Source organism: Syntrophotaleaceae bacterium (genome assembly GCA_041390365.1).
GTDB lineage: Bacteria > Desulfobacterota > Desulfuromonadia > Desulfuromonadales > Syntrophotaleaceae > JAWKQB01.
In genome coordinates, this window is sequence record JAWKQB010000001.1 from 189,649 (window position 1) to 213,801 (window position 24,153).

A 24,153-nucleotide genomic window follows, 5' to 3' on the forward strand; every position below is an offset into this window, starting at 1 on the left:
CGATTACGATTACGACAACGACAACCGCTCCGCTACCGCTTCACTGACAACGAAAAGATCTTTTTTACAGCAGTCCTTCAGGATTTTGTCATCGGGAACTTCCGGGGCGCGGCAGCGGGGCCCTTAATGTTTGACTCGATTGGCGGATTCCGCTATATTCCGCCAGAAATAGCGAAACGGCTGTCCATTCCTTGGACCTTGTCGGACTTCGGCATGAATCTACTGACGATCCCCCAAGTCCGACAGGCTCCTAGGAATATGACGACCTGATTTGCTCCCGGAAAGGGCATCGAGAGCTCAAGGCTCAGGGCCCGGCAAGTTGGATTGTAGTCGATGGATGTCCTTTTAAAACTCAGAAATTTTTCCTTTTCCTATCCGGAGACCGACAAGGCTGTTTTTCGAGGAGTCAACCTGCAGATCGAAGCCGGGCGCTGCTACTGCCTGACCGGTCCGACCGGTTCGGGCAAGACCACGCTGGCCATGGCCATCAAGGGGCTGCTGGGAGCAGGGACTGTCGAGGGAACCCTGGAGTTTTCCGCTCTGTCATCCGGTGAGGAGCCTCGGGTCGGCATCGTGCTGCAGGACCCCGAAGTCCAGCTGTTGACCACCTCCGTCGGCGCCGAAGTGGCCTTCGGTCTGGAGAATCTCTGCGTCGAGCCGGATGAAATGGCCGGCTCGGTGATGGCCGCGCTCGAGGCCGTCGGACTCGACAAACCTCTCCACTTTCCCGTTTCCACGCTATCCATGGGCCAGAAATATCGGCTTCTGATTGCATCACTGCTGGTCATGGAACCTCACATCCTGATCCTGGACGAGCCGGGGGCCCAACTGGATCCCGAGGGATTGGAACTGCTGAGTAAAATCCTTCTGCATCTGAAAGAAAAGGGCGTGGCGCTGGTTCTTTGCGAACACCGTCCCGACTACCTGCTGCCGATCGTCGACCATTTCTGGCAGCTCGACGGCTGCGGAGACTTCGCTTGCGGGCGCTGGGCAGGAACGGAGGATAACGGTTCCGTCTCTCCACCGCCTTCCCCCTCGGTTCCCCAGAAACAGGAGCTGGTTCGGGTGGAGAACCTGCACTTCCGCGGAGTTGACGGCCAGCCGGTCTGGGCCGGGGTCTCCTTTTCCATCAGCCGGGGGGAACGGGTGGCAATCACCGGATTCAACGGCACCGGCAAAACCACTTTGCTGCGCTGCCTGGCCGGGTTTCTGGAGCCCGAAGACGGGACCATCAGGATACTGGACGGCGCCCCCAACCCCTACCGCTTGCGAGGCCGGCTCGGTTGCCTGTTTCAGAATCCACAGAAACAGATTTTTGAAAATACCGTTCGGGAAGAGGTGGCTTTCCCCTTGAAGCGATTCGGCCTGTCGAGCACTGCTACTGCGGAACGGGTTGCCGAGGCCCTGGATGCCTGCGGTATTTCCCACCTGGCCGAACTCTCTCCCCATAAACTGAGTTATGGCCAGAAACACCTTGTGGCGCTCGCTTCGGTGCTGGCCCCCCGTCCGGAACTTCTGCTGCTCGACGATCCCCTGGCCGGGGTGGACGGGTTCTACAGCAGGAGGGTAATGGAGCTACTGGTAGGTTGGGGAAGGGAAAACAACGCCACATTGATCTGGACATCCCATGAACCGAAGGCCTGGCCGGGATGGACGGACAAGGTCCTTCACCTGGAGGGAGGGCATCTTGCCGCGGCGTGATCTTTTTTCCTTCGAAGGTTTCAGCCCTGCGAACGGAGTGGGCAAGCAGGGGCGAGAGGATTCCGGTCTGTCCGTGGGGCCTCGAATGCTTCTGGTGTTTGTGCTTTCCTGCCTGGCCTTTATAGCCCGCACCCCTGCTTTCCTGTCCGGGCTCACCGCCGCCAACCTGGCGGTCCTCTTCTGGCTGGGCCATGGACCCCTTTCCCTGTGGCGGGAAGCCAGGGTTTTCTGCTGGCAGACCCTGATTATCCTGGCCCTCTATCTGCTGCGCTTCGGCGATCTGGCGGGGCTGGGGAAAGGGTTGCTGGTCTCATGGCAGCTTTTCCTGGCCTTCCTGCCGGGCATGGTGTTCGTCCGCACCACCTCCCAGGCCCGCATCGTTCAGGCCCTGAATCGCATCATGCCCTGCCGAACGGCTTTTGTGCTGAGCACCTGCCTGAAGTTCGTGCCTCACCTGGTGAGCGAAATCAGGAACATCTATGAGGGTCAGGTGCTGCGCGGGGCTCGCATCCTGCCGAGGGACCTGGCAAAGCCCTGGAACTGGCCGGATCTGCTGCACTGCGTTGTGGTTCCGGCCGTGGTGCAGGGCATGGCTCTGGCCGGCAATATCGCCCTTGCGGCCCGGGCGAGGGACTTCGGGCGATATCCCCGGCGGACCTGTTGGCCGGGAGAGTAGACAGACAATAGAACTGATGGCTTCCAACCAAGGAAACGGCAGCATGAATTCAATCAGTGAAACCTCTGGCAAAAGGTTCTCCCTCTCCCTCAAGGATGCCCTGTTCATCGGCTTCTGCTCGGTGTTCGCCGTAATGATGCGGGTCGTCATGCGCCTCAAGCTGCACATCAACGGCCACTCCATGCTGCCGACAATCTTTTTTCTGATGCTGGCCAGGGGCAGCGTGCAGTACCCTTTCGCAGCGACCTTTGCCGGATTTCTGGCCGGATCGGCTGCCATTTTCCTCGGTTTCGCCAAAAGCGGTCCCTTTATCCTGGTCAAGTACCTGGCAGCGGGGCTGGCCATCGACCTCCTGGCTTTACCCGGACCGCGGGTTTTTCGGAGTTTCATTTTCGGGCCCCTGGTCGGCGCCGCTGCCGGAGGGACCAAGTTTTTTACCGAATACGGAACCAATTTCCTGATCGGCATGGATCCGGTGGTCAATCTCCAGCGTTCTCTGATCGAGGCGGGAGGGGCGGTATTCTTCGGCGCTTTGGCCGGTCTGGCGGTGCCTGTGGTCATACGGCGTTTGAAGGCCTACGGCGTAATCTGAAGTCACGAAAAGGGAGAAACTCTATGAAAATACTGCTTTGTATCGATGATACCGACAATCTGGATTCCCGGGGCACCGGAGAACTGGCAAGCATTCTTGCTGAAGAGATCGAATCGCAGGGCTGGGGACTGACCCGGTTCGTCACCCGGCATCAGCTGCTGGTGCACCCCGACATCCCTTATACCTCCCACAACAGTTCCATGTGCTTCGAGGCGGATATCCAGTCCGAAGTTCTCGACCGGGTGATCGGCCATGCAGCCGAATTTCTGGAGAGGGAAAGCGCTCCCGGCTCCGATCCCGGGCTCTGCGTTTCGGTGGTGGAGCGACTGCCCGATGCCGAAGCCGTCATCGCCTTCGGCAAGGAGGCGAAACGGTCGGTGCTGAACAAGCAGCAGGCCTACGATCTGGCCCATCGACTCGGTGTGCATCTGTCGGAACACGGCGGCACGGGTCAGGGAGTCGTCGGCGCTCTGGCCGGCGTAGGATTACGTTTGAGCGGCAATGACGGCCGGCTCAAAGGGTGGCTGGACATCAACACCGAGGATGGCACAGCCAAAGTCGAACAGATTCTGGCCCAGACCTTTCTCGGCGGGGTTCGCACCATCGATGGGATGACTCTCGGGCCTGAAGAGGTGGTTGCAGTGGACAGCAAGCCCAAGGCGGTGCTGCTCGACGGACAGGCCTTTCTGATGGTTTCCCCGGCTGCCGAAACCGATGCGGTGAAGTGGAAGACCACTCCCCGTCAACTGCTGAAGCGGTTTTAGCCAAAATCAGAAAAAGGAGCGAAAGATGTGGAAACGGCAATCTGACGGTGCGAAAATCTTCGGCCACGGACAGGAGTCTTTTGAACTGGCGGCCGAAGCTGCCGGCCGGTGCAATGGTTTCCAGGCCGATGTCGAGGAGGAGTGGGTCGCCGACGAGGAGCGATCCTGCTACAACTGCCGCCTGCGGCGCTGGACCTCCTCTTCCTTCGTGTGTCTGTTCGCTGGATGATGTCAGGGGGAACGATGAAAATGATCCTGAAGGGCACGGGCAGCGGGCTGATGGCTGTGGCCCTGCTGTTCGCAGGGGTTGCATCGACAGCAGCGGCGGACTGGGTGCAGGAGTCCCCGGGGCAGAAGGCCTATTACGGTGCCGACGGCTTGTTGCAACGGGTGGAAATCGACGCCGACAGGGACGGGCGGTTCGAGATCGAGGAAAAGTATGCCGACAAGCGCCGGGTGAAGCGCCGGGAAGATCTCAACGGGGACGGCCACTGGGAACGCCAGATCACCTGGGAGAAGGACGGATCTGCGGTGCTGCGGGAAAGCAAAAAGGGCCAGGCCGGGGTGCAGCAGACCTGGTATGAACCCGGCGGCGCCGTGCGTCGCATCGAGAAGGACGCCGACGGGAACGGTTCTCCCGAAGGGGTCTGGGAATACGCTGGCGGCAAGCTGAGCCGGGTCAAAAAACCGGAAGGGATCTGGCATTATCGGGAGGGCCGTTTGAGCCGGGCCGAACTCGACCCGGACGGAAACGGCCGGATGGACCGGATCGAGTATTACGATCAAAGCGGGCGGATAGACAAGACGGAGCAGCTGGGACCGGACGGCAAGGCGAAGGCTCGCTGGTACTTTGATGAAAAGGGTCAGCCGGAGAGGACCGAGGACGACCTGGACGGGCAGGGTCGGCCGAAGAGCCGGCGGGAATTTGCCAAAAACGGCAGCTTCATGCGGCTGATCGACGCCGATCGCAACGGGGTGGTCGAGATTCGGGAGCATTTTGCGGCCGATGGCAGCCTGATCAGTCGGGAAGAGGATCTGGACGGAGACGGCAGTTTCGATCTCCGTTTGGGCAAAACAAAGGAGAACTGAAATCATGCAGAGTATGATGGCTTTTCTGACCAAGGCCGGGCCGATCGGGGTGGCCATAATCGGCTGCTCGGTCATCGCGCTGTTCATCATCGTCGAGCGGGTCTGGGTCTTCCGGCAGCTCCGCCTCAAGGACCCCCGTCTGATGCACCGTGTGGGCAAACGGGCCGCCGAGGGCAATCTGGCCCAGGCGGTCGCCCTGGTTCAGGAAGAGAAACATGCCGTGGCCCAGACCATCTCCCAGATGCTCGCCCGCCTGGAAAATGCAAAACAAATTTCCCGGGCCGATCTGGAAAAAGTGGCCGGGCATGCGGCATCTCGCGAGGTTCGGCTGATGGAGCGTTTTCTTCCCACCCTGCAACTGGTTGCCAATATTTCCCCCCTGCTCGGTTTGTTCGGAACGGTCACCGGCATGATCAAGGCCTTCCAGGCCATTCAAAGCCTGGGCGGAAAGGTCAATGCCTCGGTGCTGGCCGGCGGAATCTGGGAGGCGATGCTCACCACCGCTCTCGGGTTGGGCGTGGCCATACCGGCCATGGTGGCGCACAACTACCTGCAGGGCAAGGTGCATGCTGTGGTGGCTGAAATCAAGGAGGAATCGGGGACCCTTCTCGACGCTCTCGAGCAGGCCGGCCGCCTGTCCGTCTCCGGCGGGACCGCCTCGGCCTGCGAGCTGAAAGGCGCCAGTCAGGAGGTCGGCTGATGGACATCCCCGTTCGCAGCAAAAATAACGAATTGAATCTCACCCCGCTGATCGACATCGTTTTCCTGCTGCTGGTTTTCTTCCTGCTGACCACGCATTTCATTGAAGAGGACGGTATCGGGGTCCGACTGCCTTCGGCATCGAGCGTGACCACCCGGGACCGCAACGAGGTGGCGGTGGCCATTACCCGCGATGGGGACCTGTTTGTCGGAGGGGAGCGTCTGCGGTTGGAGGGATTGGCTGCCAAGTTGCGCACGGTGATCAGGGACGACACGACGGTGATCATTCGCGGCGATCGGGATGTCAACCTGCAACTGGCTGTTTCCGTAATGGAAATGGCCAAAAAAGCAGGTGCCGAACGGCTGGTGGTGGCCACTTTGCAGGAAGGTGGTTGAAACCATGACCCAAAGGGAAACCCTGTCCCTGGCCGGATCGATACTCGTGCACCTCGCAGTGGTGTTCTTTCTCGGCGCCAGCCTGGTTTCGCCGCCGCGAATACTGAACAGGGTCGAGATCGATCTCGAGGGGGCAAAGAGCCCTGAAAGCGACCCGGGAGCGCAGGTGCCGACACCCTCGAAAGCGCCTCCCATGCCCCAGGCGACAGCGCTTCCCACCAGCACCGTGGTGCCGCTGAAAATCTCCCGGCCACAGGAGGTTGCTCCAGCCCCATTGCCGGTCGAGCCGGACGGCGTTCTGGCAGCTCCGGATCCGACCGCGCTGCCCGGTCCCCCGGCCGTGGCCATGATCAACCCGAGCCTGCCGGCCTCCCCGGCCGGAGGCGCAGCCGGGTCGGGCCAGGGCAAGGCCGGAAGCGGGCGGGGGTCGGCTCTTGAAGGCTATTATGCAGCCGTCAGACAGAGGGTCGATGATGCCAAACAGTACCCCCAGATGGCCCAGCAGCGCCGCATTCAGGGGCAGGTCGTGGTGGCCTTCGGCCTGACTCTGGATGGTCACCTGACAGGCGACCCAAAACTGGTGAAGAGCTGCGGCTATGGGCTGCTGGACAGCGCGGCTCTACGCGCCGTGCGCCGCGGCGCTCCCTATCCGCAATTTCCCGGAAAGGCTGAGGATCTCAAGGATATGGAAGTCGAGGTGACTTTCGTTTTGCGATGAAACAAGGGTTTGGATTCTCTTTCGCCTTCGACTTCATCAACGCCAGGACGCCAAGGCGCCAAGGCGCAAAGAAAACAGTAATGCCTTGAATAATCGTCATTCCCGAAGAGATTCTGATCGGGAATCAGTCTTTAACTGAATGAGATCCTGGATTCCCGATTTTAGCAGTCGGGGATGACAATCTTCTGATCGCTTTTCCCCCTTGCGCCTTGGCGCCTTCGCGTCTTTGCATCAAGCTTTGAAAAGCGGTGGAAATTTAAAGACCCCGGCCGGAATATTTTCCCGGCCGGGGTCTTTTGTCACATGATCCTTGATCGTCAGGCACAGGCCCGGTCAGACTGGTTTTCCGGATAGTCGTCGAGCCAGTAGCCTTCCGGATTGCGTTCGCAGGCGATGACCTCGCCCGGACTCTGGTCCGGATCGGCAGGACGATGGTAGCGGAAAAAGACCTGCTCCTCGGTCAGGCCGACGACCTCCACTTTTCCGGTCGCATGAGACATGGCATAACGGCAGCGCCGCGCCAGTCCCGAACAGTTGCTGATAGCAGCCGCGAAGATTCCGTATCCCTCCTCTACCGGCACTGTGTAGGCGGCATTGCCCTTGGTGGGCCGGCACTGGAATACATAGTAGGGGGCGACGCCCATGTAGGAGAGCCGGTTGAAAAGTTCACTCAGGATCTCCGGATCGTCGTTGACACCGCGGATCAAGGGCGTCTGATTCATGACACAGACCCCGGATTTCTGAACGAGGGTCAGGGCGCGAACCGCCTCCCGAGTCAATTCACGGGGATGGTTGAAATGGGCCATGAGGTAGATTCTACGCTCTGGCAGGCTGTAGGTCCGAAGCATGTCCAGCAGTTCCGGATCATCCAGGAAGCGGTAAGGATTGAAGGCCGGCATTTTGCTGCCGATGCGAATGATCCGGACATGCTCGATTCCCCGCAGCTGGCGAATGATTTCGCTCAGCTTCGGCGTCGAAAGCAGGAGCGGATCGCCTCCGGTCAACAGAACATTATTGATCTCCGGGTGTTTGCGTATGTAGGCCAGGCCTTGAGAAACATCCCGCGACACCTCTTTGTTCCCAGAGAGGAACAACCTCTTCCGGAAGCAGAAGCGGCAAAAAGCCCCGCAGACATCACTGACCAGCAGCAGGGCAGTATCCCCGTACTTATGCTCCAGGCCGGGAACCTTGGCGTACTTGTGTTCCCCCGAGGCATCCAGGTGGCCCCACTGCTGCAGTTCGTCCTGATCAGGGATGACAATCCGCCGGATTGGATCCTTAGGGTCATCCCAGTCGATCAGGGCGTTGTAGTAGGCGTTGCTGCGGAAGGCATAGCGCTCTTCCACCTGAAGCATTTTCTGCCGCTCCCTGGCCGGCAAATTCTGCAACGCATCGATCTGGGTCAGTCTGGTCAAAAATCGGGTCTGATTCATGGCAGTTCTCCTTTTTCAACATCGGCCGGCTGAAAAGGGAAAAAAATCCCGGTTTCATACCAGTAGGTGTGAAGAAGGTTTTCTTCATGTGGCTGAAATTCCGGCAGCGGAAGTTCAGTCAGCTGGCCGATCTGTCATGAATTGGCGGCGGAAAAGGGTAGATAGGGACTAGCTAGTTTTTCGGTCAAAGATGAGTGGTTGATTTCCTGAAGTGCCCGCATTTCTCGATTGTCAATAGGCAATCGATGGCAGATTCGTTCAGTGCCGCCTTTATTTAACCAACCGGTGTTTCTCAAATCTTCCGGTTAGCTGTTAAGACACTACCACAGTTTTTCCCGGATGGCAAACCAGAACGGGCTTTTGTTTTAAAATTTATGAAACGGTGTTTTTTCTGATAAACCAAGATTTTAGTAAGAAATGGTCATTCCTGGTAATTATTAGAAATTTATATACAAATGATTGCCCATTATGGTATAAAAAAAACTGATTTTTTCGGATTCGCGTCCCACCAGGCCTACTTTTCTCAGAGGCCTTTTACTCCTCCTTTTGCAATCAGGTCGCCACACGCGTCCAACTGGCCGGTCTCCCTTCAGAGGCCGGTTTTTTTATCTCGACCATTTCCCAGATCGCTTTTCCGATTGTCTCTCAAAAGATTAAATCTATACTTTTATCGTATGGCAAGACAGCAGGAAGATGGCCCGGTTTGAATTGGCAGAAATTTATCGTTTGCGCTATCATTCGTCCAATTGCATTCTAATCGGCAGGATTATCGCTGAAGCGGGAAAGTCAAGAACATGAAGAAAAGACATGAACTGAAAAGCAAGCTGCAGGGTGAAACCCTGGTTCGCAAGGGTTTGATGAAAAAGCACAAAAACATTCAGCCGATGCGGCTGGTTCCCAATCTGCATGTGATCAAGATCGGCGGCCACGGGACCATCGACTATGGCCGCGGTGTCGTTCTGCCGCTGATGGAGGAGATCGGCGAACTGTCCAAGACTCACCAGTTGTTGGTGGTGACGGGAGGGGGCGTAAGAGTTCGACATATTCTCGATATCGGCATCGACCTCGGCATGCCGACCGGCGTTCTCGCCCAGTTGGCCGGGAAAATCAGTGAGCAGAATGCCGAAATGGTAGCCCTTCTGCTCAGCCCGTGGGGAGGATCCAGGGTGGACGGGGACGATCTGCTCGAACTGCCCACACTCCTTCGTCTCGGCATTTTGCCGGTCATACATGGCACTCCTCCCTACGGCCTGTTCGAACATCCCCCCGGGATCGGCCTGATACCGCCCCATCGCACAGATACGGGGGCCTTTCTCATGGCCGAGGTGCTGGGAGCCAAAAGCTGCATCCTGGTCAAGAATGTCGACGGCCTTTTCACCGAAAATCCGGAGATCAATCCGCAAGCCGAATTGATCCAGGAGATTACCGCCGAGGAACTTATCGCCATGGACATGGAGGATATGGTCTTCGAGCAGAAGGTCCTCCACCTGCTGCGCGATGCCCACAACCTCAGAGAACTGCGCATCGTCAATGGGCACAAGCCCGGCAATATCGAAAAGGCGCTGCGGGGTGAAAAGGTCGGCACCACGGTGAGGGCCTGATCATGCAGGAAGGTGTTTGAAACTGTATCTACCGCCATCAGGGCGGTACACCCGGAAAGAGGCTGAAGCCTCAAAAAAGGAGAAAAACATGAGCGGAAAAATTTTCTATCGGGAAAGGAGAAAGTCTGCCGAAGGTGCGAAGCAGGCGCGGTTCATGGTTGTGGCCATTGCGGACATCAATCTCAAGATGTTCGGCAAGCATCTGCGGAAGAGCGAGCTGGAAGCCATTGCCGAGGCGGTGGGGGCGGAACTGGTCGCCCTGCCGCGAGGGCCCAAACATGAAGAGGACGATGACGACGAATAGGATTCGTCAACCCGGTTTGAAGGGAAGGGCTCCGCAGGCTGCGGGGCCTTTTCCTTTTCATGGAAACAGCTTTTGCAGTTGACAGGAGATGGTGGCTGGGATAATCAAAAGCCTGGTTCGAATATTCTCTTGTCCATACATCGAAGGTGTCATGAACCCCTACAATTCCATCATGCTGGAAATCGCTCTCCCTGTACTCTTTCTGCTGACCGTCGAGCGCCTGGCGGTGATTCTGCTGTTGCGCACCCCGCGGCAGATCGACTGGGTGCGGCGCCACGCCTGGCTGCACCCCAATGCCATCAGCCGGGCCCGCTATCCGATGGGTTTCATAGCAGTGCTGCTGCTGCACCTGGGCTATCCCCGGCTCTGCTTCCTGTTTTTCACCTTCTGGATGATCACCGACATTACCGACGGCGACATTGCCCGCAAGTGCGGACTTCATACCGAAGAAGGGGAGACCATCGACCCGTTTTCCGACAAACTGATGTACGCGCCGATGCTGGTCTACCTTTCCTGGAGAGGCTGGCTCGCCCCGGCCCTGGTCGGTCTGTTTCTGACCTTCGATATCATCGGCCAGGTGTCCCGGCGCTTTATCAACATCAAGGCAGCCAACCTGTTCGGCAAGGCCAAGACCTTTCTGGTGGTGGTACTGCTGATCGTGGTCGGCCTGGAATGGATCTACGGACCGCTGCCCCTGCTGGGCCGCACCATTCTGCCTCTGCTCAGCATATGCACCGGTCTCGCCTTCTGCTCCACCGCCTTCAAGCTCATACCCAACTACTGGTATGCCAACATTCTCAGTCTCATGAATCTGGTCTGTGGCCTGGGCGGCTGCTGGGTGGTGCTGGCCGGAGGTCCTCCGGTCTATGCCCTCGGTCTGGTTTTTTTCGGCCAGTTTCTCGATCTCTTCGACGGTCGGGCCGCTGAGCGGTGGGGGTCCACTCCCCGGGGGGAGATTTTTGACGATGTCGCCGACGGTACCAGTTTCGGCCTGACCGTGGGACTGATCGTGGTTGTTTCCTTTTCCTCTCTCTGGGCAGGAGTGTGCCTCGGTGCTGTCTACGTCGCGGCGGTCATCTATCGGCTGGTCCGGTTCGTGGTTGAAAAGCGCCGCCAGGGGGTTGTCGGCGGCGTGACCACCTTTTCCGGCATGCCTTCCCCCGCGGGAGCATTGCTGGCGGGAACCACCTGCATTCTCATCCCCAACGAAATTGCCCGGGCCATCCTCATCGTGGCGACCTCCCTGCTCATGGTTTCAAGGGTACCCTATGCTCATTTCGGCCGTGCCATTTTGCCCCACATTCCGAAAATCGTGCGGGTCCTGGCTTTAGGAGCTTTCCTGTTCCTTCTGGCCCTCGGGGTGCGGCGGGACCAGTACACCGTGCCCCTGCTCATCGCTTTTGCCGCTGCCGCGGCTTACCTGGTTTCTCCCCTTTTCAGCATGTTTACCGGAAAACCCGGGAACCAGGCCTGATCTTTTCGAAATCATCCCCCGCCATGAAACAGGCCGTTCCTCCTTAAGGAAGATATGACCCTTCTGACGGGAAGATCGATCTATTTCTTGCAGTGAACGACAAGTACGGTGAGATCGTCCGGCAGGGGGGCTTCGTTGCCCGGCAGGGCAACGAGGCGCTCCACCATCTCCCTGGCGTCGGCGGCCCCTTCCAGGTGCCCGGCGAGGCGTTCGCTGGTCAACGACAATTCCGGTCGGGCATCGATCAGGCCGTCACTGTAAAGCACCAGTGTATCGCCGGCTTTCATGATCGCCGCGCCTTCCCGGAAAACCTTCTGTCCGGGCACCCCGAGGGGGAGATCCCGGGGGGAGAGGGTTTCCACCTTTCCGCCTGCCCGTCGCAAAAAAGTGAAGCCGTGGCCGCAATCCACATAGGTCAGGCGCCGGGCGGCGGCATGCAACTGGCCAAAAAACAGGGTGACGAAACTTTCCGCGTTTTCCAGGTCTGACATCAGGGCCTGCTCGGCCAGTTCCAGGGCTTTTTTCGGCCGGTTGTGAGCCACGGACCGAAGGGAGGCCCTGACGGTAGCCATGAGCATGGCGGCAGCCAATCCTTTCCCCATCACATCACCCAGAATGAAGCCCCAGACGCCGAAACAAACCTCCTGCCAGTCGAAAAAATCCCCTCCCACCTGCCGGGCGGGAATGCAGCGGGCCGCGACGTCGAAACCGGGGATCTGGGGATAGGTGCGGGGCAGGAGCCTGGCCTGGATTTCGGCTGCATAGCGCAGTTCCAACTCAAACTGTAGCCGGTGCTTTTCGCTCTCCTGCAAAGCCTTTTCAGCCTTAATCCGTTCTTCCCGCTCTTCTGCTTCATGCAGGGCACGCTGGATCGCCGGGACCAGCCGGGATAGCCTGTTTTTCAGAACATAATCGGTAGCGCCGTTTTTGAGGGATTCGATCGCGGCTTCCTCTCCCAATCGTCCGGAAACAAAAATGAAGGGGAATTCGGGGTAGGACTTTCGCACCAGTTCCAGGGCATCCATGCCATTGAAGCTGGGCAGGGCGTAATCCGCCAGAATCAGATCCAGGGGGCCATTTTCCAGCGCCGAGATGAAGTCGGCACGGCTGAGTACGACCCGAATCTCGCAGTCGTAGCCCTCGGCGACGAGGGTTTCCTCGATCAGTTTGGCGTCGAGCGGGTCATCTTCCAGGTGAAGAATGTGCAAACGTGCGGGCATTCTATTCTGCCTTGCCCTCAAACGAGGATCATCATGTGTGAGTATTCCGCAATTTTTTCGGCGGCGGTTCATTGACGATCGCCCAGAAAGCCCCGAGGTCCTTTACGGCATCGATAAAGTTGTGGAAGTTGACCGGTTTGACCACGTAGGCGTTCACCCCCAAACGGTAGCTTTCGACCATGTCCTGCTCTTCGCGGGATGAGGTGAGCACCACGACCGGAATGAATTTGAGGACGTCGTCGGTTTTGATCGTTCGCAGCACCTCGAGACCGTCCACCTTGGGGAGCTTGAGGTCGAGAAGAATGACTGCGGGGTTGCCCGGTTCGGCAGCGGCATATTTTCCGCGGGCCAGGAGGTAGTCCAGGGCCTCTTCTCCATCCTTCACCCAGGTGACGCGGTTGGCGATGTGATGTTCGGCCAGACCTTCCATGGTCAGTTCGGCATCATGGGGGTTGTCTTCCACCAGAAGAATCCGCCTCAAATGGACATTCATTCTCAATGGTCCTCCGTCCTAGGCAGGGAAAACCAGAAAGTGGCCCCTTTTTCTTCCTCCCCTTCAGCCCAGGTTTCACCGTGGTGCCGGTTGATGATGCGCCGGACGTTGGCGAGACCGACTCCCGTGCCCTCGAATTCTTCAGGGCCATGCAGGCGTTGGAAGAGACCGAACAGCTTGTCGCGGTACTTCATGTTGAAACCCACACCATTGTCCCGCACATAGACGCGAAACATCTGCGGATCCGCGTCTCCCCCTATTTCGATTTTCGCCACGGGGCGGTGGCGGGTGAATTTGAGGGCGTTACCGACATAATTTTCCATGACCAGGCGCAGCATCGATTTGTCCCCTGTTACCAGCGGGAGGTCACCGATCTTCCATTCGATCTCCCGATCACTGGTTTCCTCCTCCAGTTCGGCGATGATCTCCCTCGTCATCCTGTCCAGATCGACGGAGATTTGCATCATCTCCGCCCGCCCCATTCTCGAAAAGGAGAGCAGATCGTCGATCAGGACCCCCATCCTTTCGGCCGATTCCGAAATCACGTCCAGGTAGTGCCGGCTCTTCTCATCCAGGGCCGTGAGGTCCCGGTTGTGGAGCAGTTGAACAAATCCGGTGATATGACGAAGGGGGGCTCGCAGGTCATGGGAAACCGAGTAGCTGAAGGCTTCAAGCTCCTTGTTGGCGACTTCGGTCTGGCGCAGATGCCGCTGCAGTTCACGGTTCAGTTCCCTGATCTTTTTCTCCGCCCGCAGACGGTTGAGCGCTTCGGAAAAAGCGACGGAGAGGGTTTCGATATCCTCCTGATCCGTGGGGGAGTAACCCCCCTGCTTGTTGGCCAGGCCGATCATGCCGGTGATTCCACCCATAAATCTCAGGGGAACGCCGAGGAAGCTGGTGATCCTTGGATGCCCCGACGGCCTGGTCACTGAGGCGGGGTGAGCGTCCGGATTGTTGACGATCCAGGATTCCCCTGTTTCTATGCCTGCCCGGAGGAAACCGCGGTTCGGCATGTTCCGGAGCATTTCAGCGGCCTCGCTTCGAGGAACCCCGCAGGCCTCCCAGCCGGCTTCGCTCAGGGTCGTGGTGTCGAAGCGCCCCTCGGGGTTCAGTTCGCCGATAAAGCCGATGGCGCTCCCCGATATCTCCTCGGCAATCCTGAGCCCGAGCCGAGCCACCTCATCTTCGCTTTCGCAGGCCGGTATTTCCCGGAAAATACGAATGATGCCGTGCAGAAGGGAAAGCTCCCTCCGGGCCCGCTCGTCAGCCCCCCGGAGCTGCTCCAGTTCCCGTTTCAGATCCTCTGAGAAATCTTCCTCTTTGTCCCGCATGGAATCTCGCATTCTGCACAGGTATTGTAGGACGTTTCACCCTCTAGAGTATGCCATCCGCCCTGATGAAAACAACCCACGGGGGATAGGCACCCTGGTATGGGTTCGATCCACAGCTTGACCTTGCGATCCGGCTGGGGGGATGATGAATGCAAGATCCCTTTTTCGGAGGTGCAGCAATGGCAAGAAAAGTGATCAACGGCGATATGAAGGTGTGGGATGTGATCCAGCAATACCCGCAGACCTACGGAGTGTTTCGCGAATTCGGATGCCCCGATGTGCACAAGGGAAGTTTTGCTGTATCCGCCCATTTCATGAAGGTTCGATGGGCTGCCCGGGCCCATCGGATCGACCTTGACAGTCTCCTGAGAAGACTCAACGAGGTGATTGCAGAGGATAATCGCAGTGTATCTTCCGCCTTGCATTAAATGATTTTTCAAGGGGGCAGGCCGCTAATCCTGTCCCCAACGATTTTAATCCCGTTTCCGTTTCAATGAAGAATTTTTCTCAGGGCAAAACCCTCTTTGGCGCGGCCTGATATAATTGCTTCAGGCAATGGCGAAAGGAGGGCATGCAATGACCGGGCGAAGAGATGGCGGCGATTCCAACGATTCAAAAGCGGTTCAACTCCCATTCGACGATCCTCAAAACACTCTGGTTCAGGGCGATGGGGAATTACCCTATTACTGGAGCTGGTACCGGACCATTTTCGGTGAACGAAGACATTTCGGAGATCCCCGAACAGGTGCAGCTGATGATGCCGCGGGAAGGGATTGACATGGAAAAGGTCTCTAAAAAGAGGTGATGACATGGGCGAAGAGAAAAGGCGTGTCTACCTGGTAGGACCTTGTCGGCTGCAGAACGAGTTGATGGCTCTTTTGATTCAGGAAAGGACCGGAATCCGGTGCGCGGTCACGGAACTTCCCTTGGTCCCGGGTGCCTTGCATCTGGATTTCGCCAGTCCAAAAAGTCTCATACTTTGTGACTGCCAGGGTCCATGGCTGGAGGAACTGGCCGAACTCTACGCGTTCAAATCCGGAGAAGATCCTCGACGAACCTATCTGGCACTGTTTAACCTGAGGCCGGACGCGGAGCTGGAAAGGCCGGCCAGAGACCTTGGCGTTCGGGGATTTTTCTACAAGGACGACAGTGCCGATACCTTGATAAAAGGGGTAAAGGCGATCTTTGAGGGCGAATTCTGGGATTCGCGCTGTCTCTCGCCGGAAAAGTTTCCGCCTCCGGCCAGAAGGACGGAACCGCTTGAAAGAAAACCCTTGTGAAAATTATCGGAAGTTGAGCTGAAAACGGCTTTTTCCTCAAAAGCCGCCGGACATTTCGCCCGGCGGCTTTTTTTAAGCGGCTCCATGACCCGATCGAGGCTTGAAATCGCCTTAATTGATCTCGCCGCCATCCCTCCAAGGGTTTGACGAACTTATCGTGCAGGCAAAAGCGCAAACAGCAGCAACAGAATAACGGCCTGAATAATCCAACCGATTACACAAACGCCAAAGGCCCGAAAGGTGCTTTTGTAGTCAAGGGCCTGCCTGACCGCTATCACCATTGCCACCAGCATCCAGATTGAGGCCACTACAACAATGACCGTTCCCAAGCCTGGGATGACGCCCAAGACTCGAATCAAACCGGGCGAACTCGAAAAGCCGGTGGTTCTCAACAATTCTCCAAGGTCGGCCTCGGTTTGAGGTTCTGCCAGGAATTTCGTTCCAATAAAGTAGGTGAGCCAGGCCCAGAACAACCACCCGACAAGGGCGGCAAGGGTCCCGAGCAGTATGCCCCCAATCCCGAGGGTGCTGATACTTCCCACCCCGGCGGCCAGGCTGGATAGAACAACAACCCCCATTGCCTGCCGCAAAGCTTCCTTGTCGGATTCAACCTCTTCAAACAGGTTGACATCCAATTTCGCCGCGCGAATCATCCGATCGGTAAAAATGTTCATTGAAGCTCCTTTTTTTCTTGAATATCACAAAAGAATTATTTTAAGCCCGGGCAGATTCAAATCCATGGGTAACATTATCCTGAAAGATCTGATACAAAAAGTTCCCTGTTGAAGTGTTATACAGGGGAATCAATACTGTGTCATCTCACCTCAAAAAAAAAGTGGCAGCGATTATGATGACTTCCGGGTCGAGGAAGGCGTCTGGTTGAGGCGCCGGCGGGAGATGACAGGGAAAATCTGGAGAAGACGGGACGGAAACGATTGAAAGAACCTCTAAGAGTTTTTCTGATCATCGTGGGTACGCTCTGTGTGGCATTAAGTGTACTGGGTATGTTCCTGCCAGCCTTGCCCACCACGCCCTTTCTGCTTTTGGCCGCCAGCTGCTATGCTCGCAGTTCGGAAAAATTTTACCAATGGCTCATAACCAATCGCTGGTTTGGGGAGTATATCAGGAATTACCGAGAAGGCAGAGGCATGCCACTAAAGCAAAAAGTCATCACCATCGTGCTGTTATGGCTGACAATCGGCTCTACAGCGCGGTGGGCGATTTCGCAATGGTGGATGCGGAGCATTCTGCTTGGTATTGCCGTCGGCGTTACGGTGTTTCTTGTCAAGGTCAAGACCTACAGGCCGCAGGCAAAGCCAGATCCGTCGCCCAGCGAAGATGACCCTCCCTCAGGGGGATTTGAGTAAATCTCCAAAGAACGTGGTGTTGAAAGGGCACTTCGGGCGATGATTTAGTTCGGATTGCCAACATTGTCCTCCCCGGGAGCGAAGGAGGACAATGTTGTGCAAGAGGTTTTGCCGGAGGGGCAATCAGATACCCTGTGGCGGCAATTTCGTCTGCACTTTCCGCGGGCGATGCTGCTCCCAGTAGAGGACCACGGCGCTTGCAACAAAAATGCTGGAATAGGTTCCGGCGATAATCCCCACCAGCAGGGCAAAGGCAAAGTTGTTGATGACCGTCCCGCCAAAAATGAAAAGGGCGACGACGACGAGGAGAGTGGTTCCCGAGGTCAGGATGGTTCGTGAAAGGGTCTCGTTCAGACTGCGGTTGACAGTGGCGGCGAATTCTTCACCGGGGACATTGCCGCGATTTTCCCGGATGCGGTCGTAGATGACGATCGTGTCGTTAAGGGAATAGCCGATGATCGTCAGGAAAGCGGCAATAATCGTCAGATCGATCTCCTTGTCGAAAAAAGAGAAGAAGCCCAGAGTGATCACGACATCGTGGATCAGGGCAATCACCGCCCCGACAGCGAAGCGAAACTCGAATCGCCAGGAAATATAGATCAACGTACCGGCCATGGCGTAGAGGAGCGCCATCAGTCCCTTCTGCCGCAGTTCTTTTCCGACCAGAGAGCCCACCGTTTCACTGCGGCGAATCTCGACCTGTCCCTCTCCGAATCGATTCTCCAGCGACATGCTGACCTGTTTTGAAATCTGCTGCAATTCGCTGGCTTCCTTTGCCCGGATCAGGAATTCGTTCGTGTCGTCGCCGAACTGTTGGACGGTGAAGGAACCCAGGGGCAGATCTTTCAGGGCTTCCCGGATGTCCGCAGACTCAGCCGGTTTGGCCAGCTGAATCTGGATCAAGGTTCCTCCGGCGAAGTCGATGCCGTATGCGGGGCCTCCCTTGATGATAAGGGAAATGATCCCGGCGAGGATAATAATGACAGAAAGAAGGATGGCCATCCGGTTTTTGCCGACGAAGTCGATATTAATATCAGGTCTGATAATTTGCACGTGGTCTGCCTTTCCATGTTTGACGCGCCATGGCGACCGGCGCGACGGAAATAGCCCATGCTCACTCGGCTTTGCCCTTCCAGCAGGGTTCGGGAAAGGCGCGGCAAACGCATCAAGACGGATGCCGCGGCCGGTATCACGGGAAAAAGTCACTTCCTTGGTTCTGGAAGCTGTCCAGATCTGCAAAACGGGTTTTCAGGATTCCGTGGATCAGACCGTGGGGGGCGGACGCGGAAAGGATTGAGTGAGTTTGGTGCTTAAAGGGGGCAGGAGAATCGGCGCGATCTCCACAGGTTCCGGAGAGGTGTCGGCCGGTCGAAGCAGGCTGGCGCCGGACGGTGGTGCCAGGGGATGGAGAACAGGAACAGGAATGGGATCTTTAGCCTGCTGGGTCTTGAGCGTTGCTGCAAAGGGTTCGGGGGTGACTGCGGGGGAGGAAAGGTATTCGGACGACTGGAAAAGAGGCCTTGGGTCTGTTGCCTCGGCTGTGTGCCAAGCAAAAAGAACCGTCAGCAGCAGCCAGATCCATGGCCGGATGACGATCCGAAGTTGTTGCCTGCGACAAAAGAGGCCGCTCATCGTTTTGACCACTCGGGTCTCGCGTTGATGAAAAATAGAAACAGAATGTACCTTTTGGTACACCGCGATACCATACAACACTTTGTAAGATAAGTCCATCAAGGCCGATTTTGCTGCTCAGTATCTTCTTCAGCGCGCCGAGGAGCGAATTGACTCATGCCGGCAGGACCCTTTCTATCACTCTTGTCATCAAACGTTCCGGCCTGATCGCTTTAAAGGCCTCGGCAGTCACGAGTGTCGCTGTTGGATAAAACTTTCAGAAGGCTTTCTTACTCTCCTTTCGAGAGGATACCCCCTATTTATTAAATTTGTAGATCTGCCCCCTCTACGAAAAAGACCCCAGGGGCCTGACTATGCTGGGCCCTGGGGTCTGCTACATGATTCTTATAAAGCTTGTTGAGAGACTCTCTCTGCATCGAGTACAGTCCCACCAGATGACAGACTAGAAGGGGATATCGTCATCCGGATTGAAGGGAATGTCTTCGAATTCGTCCTGCCGGGTGCTCTGGTTCTGAGTGCGCTCCTGGCGAGGCTCGCGGCGTTGCGATTGCCCCCCGCCCTCGTCTCCGACACGACCGAGCATCTGCATCTGGTCGGCGACGATTTCGGTGATGTAGCGCTTGTTGCCGTCCCGATCGTCATAGGAGCGGGTCTGGATCTTGCCTTCGATATAGACCTGCTTGCCTTTGGTCAGATACTTGCCGCAGACCTCCGCCAGTCCACGCCAGGTGACGATGTTGTGCCATTCGGTCTTTTCCTGCTGCTGCCCGTCGCGGTCCTTGAAACGCTCGCTGGTGGCGATGGAAAAGGTGCAGACAGGGGTGCCCGAAGGGGTATAGCGGAGTTCCGGATCCTTGCCGAGATTGCCTACGAGAATGACTTTGTTGACCGACATGTTATTTCCTCCCTTGGGCGAGAGCCTTCCCGAAAGTTGCGGCAGGGGGACGCGGGCGGTTCCGTTCCATGGAGGACCGGAGACGATCGGCGAAGGCGCATTAGAGATGCATGAGTTCAGCGAATGGGAGCGCCCATTCTGGAACAGATGGCCGTCGATCGTCAAGCCAAAATCCAGGTCTCCTCAGGGGGATCAGAAGGGCCAGGAATAATTCAGATAAATCTCTTCCTCTCCCGGATTGTAGTCATGAATATTGGCATTGGAGATGTGCGCGATCTGGATGCCGAGGCGGGACAGATTGTCAAACTGATAGGCCAGGTGGAGAGACAGACGGAACTGAAAGGTTCCTCCAAGGTCCTTGCCGTCTCCGTCCTCATAGCCGCCGGCAGCCAGCACCGGTGTCAGGATCAGGCTCCTCCAGGCAAAATCGCCGTAGATCCCGCCGTATCCGTAATAACCTCCGTCCAGATTGGCAAGGAACCCCACCGTCGGCCCGATGAACCAGGCTTTTGGGCCGAGCCGCAGCTGCAGGTGCCCCGCGCCTGCGCTGTCGTGGCTGTTCACAACGTTGAACAGGCCCACCCCGACATCAAGGTAGTGGGCACTGTCGCCATAAACTTGCCAGTGGCCACTGGAGTGGAATATGTCCGGCTTTTCTGCCGCAGTCGATGGTCGGGCGGCAAGAAATAGAAGGGCGACGACAAACAGAACGGATATGCATTTTTTCATTAGAAGGCCTCCTGCTGGAAAGGGATGGTCAGACAGGGATATCGGACTTCAGGTGGTTCCGTTCTCCGGGGGACATTCCTCTTTTGACAGACCGCAGCGGGCGGCTCCCAGGAGGGCTGTGCGGGAATTCAGAATGACTTTTACGGGAATATCGGCCATCAGTTGCGACATCCGCCCCTTCCGTCGAAAGGCGGTCATGAAAGTCGATTTTTTCATGGCTGGCAAAAGACGGGGGGAGAGACCCCCGCCGAGATAAACGCCGCCTGTTGCCATCAACTTGAGGGCCGCGTTGCCCGCCTCCGATCCCAGAATGCCCACCAGGGTGTCCATGGTCAGACTGCAGAGGGGATTGGGAGGATCGCCGCTCAAGGCCTTGTTGAAAATGACCGCCACCGGATCCTCGGCCGCCGCCAGTTCCTCCTTCAGCCAGCGGGGTTCCTCGGCGTAGCCGCGATCCCGAAGGAAGTTGTAGATGTTGGGAACCCCGCTGCCGGAGCAGACCCGTTCGTAGCTGACGTGGTCGAATTTTTTCTGCATCTCGGTGAGCAGCGCCGATTCGAGGGGGGTGGTTGGTGCGAAGTCGGCATGCCCGCCTTCCGAGGGGTGAGCCAGGTAGCTGGTTCCGTCCCAGGTCAGATAGGCTTCTCCCAGTCCTGTACCTGGGGCGACGACGACTTTGGCGCCGCCGGTAACGGCATGCCCGGGATTGATGGTGTCCAGGTCCTCCGGCTTGAGAAAAGGGATGGCGTGAGCGCAGGCCACCAGGTCGTTGAGCAGGGTCACGGAAGAAAAACCGAAGGAGCGGGCCAGCCGGGATTCATCCAGAATCCAGGGCAGGTTTGTGGCTCTGGCTCGTCCGCCGATGACCGGTCCGGGGACGCCGAAACAGGCCCTGTCGAGTTTCAGCCCACTTTCTAGAAGGAATTTTCGGACCAAAATTTCCAGGCTCGAATAATCGCGACTGACGAAGGTTGCTTCGGCCAGGGGGGCATCCATCCCCGATTCCTCGGTAAATACGGCCAGCAGTGTCTTGGTCCCGCCTATGTCTCCGGCCAGAATACATTTTTTCATGACAGTGTCCGCAGGGGAAGCAGAGTTGAGGTATTGGGGTGTTTGAATTAAATACGACTTGCGGCTTTCGATGCTGTTATTCATGTAACGCAGATCCCCGGGTTGTCAACCTGATTGATTGTCCATACCTAATGAATTCGGGAAGGAATTTGTTTCCCACGGGAATCCGGAAAGCAGGCGCGCCACAGACTGCGGCATAAGTCAAGACGCCGGACTAAAAAGGTTTGACTCCCTGGGGCGCCTCTCTTAAACTTGCTCATCATGGTTTTCTGAAAGGATCCCGCAGATGTTCCGCACCCTGTTTTTTCTTGTTACGTTTGTTCCCTGGACGCTGTTCGTCATTATAACCGGCGTGCCGCTGACGCTGATCAGCCCGGACTATCTGCACACCTACTCCCGATTTTGGGGAAAAGTGAGCCTGTTTCTGGCGGGAGTGCGGCTGACGGTCAGGGGGAGAGAGAATCTTTCCGCGCCCGGCCCCAAGGTCTATATGGCCAATCATGTCAGCAATTTCGACATCCTGGCTCTTTACGCCGGACTGCCGGGACAGTTTCGCTGGCTGGCCAAGGCCGAGTTGTTCAAAATTCCTCTGTTCGGGTTCGCCATGCGGCGGGCCGGTTCGATCTCCGTTGACCGCAGCAACCGCAAAAAGAGCGTTCTCAGCATGAAAGAGGCGGTGAAGCGGATCGAGGAAGGGACCTCCGTGCTGATCTTCCCCGAGGGAACCCGCTCACCGGACGGCAACCTGCAGGATTTCAAGACCGGCAGCTTCACCCTGGCGGTCATGTCCAAGGCGCCGATCGTGCCGATCGCCATCAGCGGCAGCCGCGAAGTCATGCCCAAACACAGCCGCTGGATCCAGGGAGGACATATCGTGTTGACCGTCCTGCCGCCGGTGGCTACCGTCAACCGGGAGGTGGGTGAGCGCTCCGAGCTCATGGAAGAGGTTCGTCAACCCATCGCCGCCGCCCTGGCCGTAGGAGAATGAACCCTCTGCCGGAAAAACTCTCCCCGCTGACCCGGGCCGATGCCGTACGACTCCTGCCATTGGGCGGTCTGGGCGAAATCGGGATGAACATGATGGCCCTCGAGTGTCAGGGCCAATGGCTGATCATCGATTGCGGCCTGATGTTCCCCGAAGCCTACATGATGGGGATCGATCTGGTGCTGCCCGACGTCTCCGCTCTGGACGACCACGCCGACCGCATCCTCGGCCTGATCCTGACCCACGGACATGAGGACCATATTGGAGCGGTGCCCTTCCTGCTCCAGCGATTGGGCAATCCCCCGATCTATGCGACGGGGTTGACCCTCGGTCTGCTTTCGAACAAGCTGGAAGAACACGATCTGCAGAGCCGGGCCCGGCTCCATCAGGTGCGGCCCCGGCAGGAGGTTACGCTCGGTCCCTTCCGGATCGAATTTTTCCGCAGCGCCCATTCGATCGTGGATGGCGTCGGCCTGGCGATACGGACCCCGGCCGGATTGATTGTCCATACCGGCGATTTCAAGATCGATCAGACCCCCGTCGACAATCAGCCGACCGACCTGACCCGGCTGGCCGCTTACGGCGATGAAGGGGTGCTGCTGCTCCTGTCCGACTCCACCAATGTGGAGCGCAGAGGGTATACCCTGTCGGAAAGGGAGGTCGGACGGGCACTGGCCGACATTCTGCCCCGCTGCCGGGGACTGGTGGCGGTGGCCACCTTTTCCTCCAATATCCACCGCATTCAGCAGGTCATCGATGTGGCCATGGCCTGCGGCCGCAAGGTCCTGATCAACGGTCGCAGCATGGAAAAGAATGCTGCGGTCGCCCGCGAACTCGGCTATCTGCGGGTGCCCGACGAGGTGCTGATCGACCTGCGGGAGATGCGGCACCTGCCTCGGGACAGGGTCGTCGTGGTGACCACCGGCAGTCAGGGCGAACCGCTCAGCGTCCTGTCCCGCATGGCCATGGCCGATTACAAGCCGATCCCCCTGGAACAAGGGGATACGGTCATCCTCTCCTCCCGCTCCATTCCCGGCAACGAAAAGGCCATCGCCCGGCTGATCAACCTGCTCTATCGGCAGGGCGCCGAGGTTTTCTACCAGGAGACCAGCGAGGTTCATGTCTCCGGTCATGCCAGTCAGGAGGAGCTGAAACTGATCTTTTCCCTCACCCGGCCCCGCTTCTTCGTGCCGGTACACGGCGAATACCGGCACCTGGTCAAACATGCCCAGCTGGCCACTCTGATGGGTGTCGAAAAGGGCAGGGCGGTGGTGCTGGAAAACGGCACTCCCCTGGTGGTATTGCCGGACGGGCTGTACAAGGAGGACAGGGTCGAGTCCGGCCGGGTGTTCGTCGACGGCAAGGGCGTTGGCGACGTCGGCGAGATGCAGTTGCGGGACCGGCGCCATCTCGCAAACCACGGACTGGTCATGGTGCTCATGGGAATCGAACAGACGAGCGGTACCATCCTCTATGGCCCGGAGCTCTTCACCCGGGGATTTGTGCCCGAGGAAACCAGCGGAGAGCTGCTGGATCAGGCCCGGCAGGAGGTGCGGAACCTGTTGCGGGAGCACAGCCTTGAAGCCGTGTCCGATTGGGAGGAGATGCAGGTGGAGGTGCGCAAGACCCTGCGGCGTTTCTTCAACCGTCACATCGACCGGCGGCCCTTGATCCTGCCTGTGGTTTTCGAGCAATAGGCAGGC

The 24,153-nt window shown here is 57.7% G+C and carries 28 protein-coding genes; 18 read left to right on the plus strand and 10 right to left on the minus strand.

What is annotated here, in order from left to right:
* The first annotated feature begins 333 nt into the window (after positions 1 to 333).
* Genes R2940_00850 through R2940_00890 form a run of 9 tightly spaced genes read left to right on the plus strand, consistent with a single transcriptional unit; the run spans position 334 to position 6,635 of the window.
* A complete protein-coding gene (locus R2940_00850; GenBank protein MEZ4598324.1) occupies positions 334 to 1,701 on the plus strand; it encodes an ABC transporter ATP-binding protein in 1,368 nt (455 codons plus the stop codon).
* A complete protein-coding gene (locus R2940_00855; protein ID MEZ4598325.1) occupies positions 1,688 to 2,377 on the plus strand; it encodes an energy-coupling factor transporter transmembrane component T in 690 nt (229 codons plus the stop codon). Before R2940_00850 ends, R2940_00855 begins: the two co-directional genes overlap by 14 nt.
* A gap of 43 nt (positions 2,378 to 2,420) precedes the next feature.
* The gene (locus R2940_00860; protein ID MEZ4598326.1) at positions 2,421 to 2,969 is read left to right on the plus strand and encodes a hypothetical protein; all 549 of its coding nucleotides are present in this window, start codon (positions 2,421 to 2,423) and stop codon (positions 2,967 to 2,969) included.
* A gap of 23 nt (positions 2,970 to 2,992) precedes the next feature.
* Positions 2,993 to 3,733 carry a hypothetical protein gene (locus tag R2940_00865; protein ID MEZ4598327.1) on the plus strand — a complete coding sequence of 247 codons (741 nt, stop codon included), beginning with the start codon at positions 2,993 to 2,995 and terminating at the stop codon, positions 3,731 to 3,733.
* Positions 3,734 to 3,758: 25 nt separating this feature from the next.
* Entirely contained in the window at positions 3,759 to 3,962 is a 204-nt protein-coding gene (locus R2940_00870) for a hypothetical protein (GenBank protein ID MEZ4598328.1), read from the plus strand.
* 14 nt (positions 3,963 to 3,976) lie between these two features.
* On the plus strand, positions 3,977 to 4,822 hold the full coding sequence (locus R2940_00875) for a hypothetical protein (GenBank protein MEZ4598329.1): 846 nt from the start codon (positions 3,977 to 3,979) through the stop codon (positions 4,820 to 4,822).
* 4 nt (positions 4,823 to 4,826) lie between these two features.
* Entirely contained in the window at positions 4,827 to 5,522 is a 696-nt protein-coding gene (locus R2940_00880; GenBank protein ID MEZ4598330.1) for a MotA/TolQ/ExbB proton channel family protein, read from the plus strand.
* On the plus strand, positions 5,522 to 5,917 hold the full coding sequence (locus R2940_00885) for a biopolymer transporter ExbD (protein MEZ4598331.1): 396 nt from the start codon (positions 5,522 to 5,524) through the stop codon (positions 5,915 to 5,917). Before R2940_00880 ends, R2940_00885 begins: the two co-directional genes overlap by 1 nt.
* Positions 5,918 to 5,921: 4 nt before the next feature.
* Positions 5,922 to 6,635 carry an energy transducer TonB gene (locus R2940_00890; GenBank protein MEZ4598332.1) on the plus strand — a complete coding sequence of 238 codons (714 nt, stop codon included), beginning with the start codon at positions 5,922 to 5,924 and terminating at the stop codon, positions 6,633 to 6,635.
* A 317-nt stretch (positions 6,636 to 6,952) separates the two neighbouring features.
* Here the strand turns inward: R2940_00890 and R2940_00895 are convergent, their stop codons facing one another.
* The gene (locus tag R2940_00895) at positions 6,953 to 8,068 is read right to left on the minus strand and encodes a KamA family radical SAM protein (GenBank protein ID MEZ4598333.1); all 1,116 of its coding nucleotides are present in this window, start codon (positions 8,066 to 8,068) and stop codon (positions 6,953 to 6,955) included.
* 794 nt (positions 8,069 to 8,862) lie between these two features.
* Here R2940_00895 and R2940_00900 point away from each other — a divergent pair.
* The 3 genes from R2940_00900 to R2940_00910 all read left to right on the plus strand — a co-directional run bounded on the left by R2940_00900 (position 8,863) and on the right by R2940_00910 (position 11,447).
* Entirely contained in the window at positions 8,863 to 9,669 is an 807-nt protein-coding gene (locus R2940_00900; protein MEZ4598334.1) for a uridylate kinase, read from the plus strand.
* 88 nt (positions 9,670 to 9,757) lie between these two features.
* Complete coding sequence (locus R2940_00905; protein MEZ4598335.1) at positions 9,758 to 9,973, plus strand: hypothetical protein; 216 nt, start codon at positions 9,758 to 9,760, stop codon at positions 9,971 to 9,973.
* Positions 9,974 to 10,124: 151 nt separating this feature from the next.
* Positions 10,125 to 11,447: a CDP-alcohol phosphatidyltransferase family protein gene (locus tag R2940_00910; GenBank protein MEZ4598336.1), complete on the plus strand. Its 1,323-nt coding sequence runs from the start codon at positions 10,125 to 10,127 to the stop codon at positions 11,445 to 11,447.
* Between the two features lie 80 nt (positions 11,448 to 11,527).
* Here the strand turns inward: R2940_00910 and R2940_00915 are convergent, their stop codons facing one another.
* The 3 genes from R2940_00915 to R2940_00925 are packed head-to-tail and all read right to left on the minus strand — an operon-like array spanning position 11,528 to position 14,491.
* A complete protein-coding gene (locus R2940_00915; protein MEZ4598337.1) occupies positions 11,528 to 12,667 on the minus strand; it encodes a SpoIIE family protein phosphatase in 1,140 nt (379 codons plus the stop codon).
* Positions 12,668 to 12,698: 31 nt separating this feature from the next.
* The gene (locus R2940_00920; protein ID MEZ4598338.1) at positions 12,699 to 13,160 is read right to left on the minus strand and encodes a response regulator; all 462 of its coding nucleotides are present in this window, start codon (positions 13,158 to 13,160) and stop codon (positions 12,699 to 12,701) included.
* A gap of 2 nt (positions 13,161 to 13,162) precedes the next feature.
* A complete protein-coding gene (locus tag R2940_00925; GenBank protein ID MEZ4598339.1) occupies positions 13,163 to 14,491 on the minus strand; it encodes an ATP-binding protein in 1,329 nt (442 codons plus the stop codon).
* Between the two features lie 179 nt (positions 14,492 to 14,670).
* Between R2940_00925 and R2940_00930 the strand changes: the two genes are divergently transcribed.
* From R2940_00930 to R2940_00940, 3 genes are all read left to right on the plus strand, one after another.
* Complete coding sequence (locus tag R2940_00930; protein MEZ4598340.1) at positions 14,671 to 14,919, plus strand: DUF1858 domain-containing protein; 249 nt, start codon at positions 14,671 to 14,673, stop codon at positions 14,917 to 14,919.
* A 164-nt stretch (positions 14,920 to 15,083) separates the two neighbouring features.
* Positions 15,084 to 15,296 (plus strand): hypothetical protein, encoded by a 213-nt coding sequence (locus tag R2940_00935; protein MEZ4598341.1) that lies wholly within the window; start codon positions 15,084 to 15,086, stop codon positions 15,294 to 15,296.
* A gap of 4 nt (positions 15,297 to 15,300) precedes the next feature.
* Positions 15,301 to 15,771, plus strand: coding sequence for a hypothetical protein (locus R2940_00940; GenBank protein ID MEZ4598342.1), 471 nt, complete (start codon positions 15,301 to 15,303; stop codon positions 15,769 to 15,771).
* A gap of 152 nt (positions 15,772 to 15,923) precedes the next feature.
* On the opposite strand, the gene R2940_00945 is transcribed toward R2940_00940, so the two are convergent.
* On the minus strand, positions 15,924 to 16,445 hold the full coding sequence (locus tag R2940_00945) for a YIP1 family protein (protein ID MEZ4598343.1): 522 nt from the start codon (positions 16,443 to 16,445) through the stop codon (positions 15,924 to 15,926).
* A 261-nt stretch (positions 16,446 to 16,706) separates the two neighbouring features.
* Here R2940_00945 and R2940_00950 point away from each other — a divergent pair, with 261 nt between their 5' ends.
* Complete coding sequence (locus tag R2940_00950; protein MEZ4598344.1) at positions 16,707 to 17,138, plus strand: YbaN family protein; 432 nt, start codon at positions 16,707 to 16,709, stop codon at positions 17,136 to 17,138.
* 123 nt (positions 17,139 to 17,261) lie between these two features.
* On the opposite strand, the gene secF is transcribed toward R2940_00950, so the two are convergent.
* The 5 genes from secF to glk form a co-directional block, all read right to left on the minus strand.
* Positions 17,262 to 18,191 (minus strand): protein translocase subunit SecF, encoded by a 930-nt coding sequence (gene secF / locus R2940_00955; GenBank protein ID MEZ4598345.1) that lies wholly within the window; start codon positions 18,189 to 18,191, stop codon positions 17,262 to 17,264.
* A 210-nt stretch (positions 18,192 to 18,401) separates the two neighbouring features.
* Complete coding sequence (locus R2940_00960) at positions 18,402 to 18,872, minus strand: hypothetical protein (GenBank protein ID MEZ4598346.1); 471 nt, start codon at positions 18,870 to 18,872, stop codon at positions 18,402 to 18,404.
* A 340-nt stretch (positions 18,873 to 19,212) separates the two neighbouring features.
* Complete coding sequence (locus R2940_00965) at positions 19,213 to 19,665, minus strand: single-stranded DNA-binding protein (GenBank protein ID MEZ4598347.1); 453 nt, start codon at positions 19,663 to 19,665, stop codon at positions 19,213 to 19,215.
* A gap of 192 nt (positions 19,666 to 19,857) precedes the next feature.
* Entirely contained in the window at positions 19,858 to 20,394 is a 537-nt protein-coding gene (locus R2940_00970; GenBank protein ID MEZ4598348.1) for an acyloxyacyl hydrolase, read from the minus strand.
* Positions 20,395 to 20,442: 48 nt separating this feature from the next.
* Entirely contained in the window at positions 20,443 to 21,465 is a 1,023-nt protein-coding gene (glk, locus tag R2940_00975) for a glucokinase (protein ID MEZ4598349.1), read from the minus strand.
* A gap of 286 nt (positions 21,466 to 21,751) precedes the next feature.
* On the opposite strand from glk, the gene R2940_00980 reads away from it, so the two are divergent.
* Positions 21,752 to 22,453 carry a lysophospholipid acyltransferase family protein gene (locus R2940_00980; protein MEZ4598350.1) on the plus strand — a complete coding sequence of 234 codons (702 nt, stop codon included), beginning with the start codon at positions 21,752 to 21,754 and terminating at the stop codon, positions 22,451 to 22,453.
* The gene (locus tag R2940_00985) at positions 22,450 to 24,147 is read left to right on the plus strand and encodes a ribonuclease J (protein MEZ4598351.1); all 1,698 of its coding nucleotides are present in this window, start codon (positions 22,450 to 22,452) and stop codon (positions 24,145 to 24,147) included. The genes R2940_00980 and R2940_00985 overlap by 4 nt, the downstream gene beginning before the upstream one ends.
* The last annotated feature ends 6 nt before the right edge of the window (positions 24,148 to 24,153 follow it).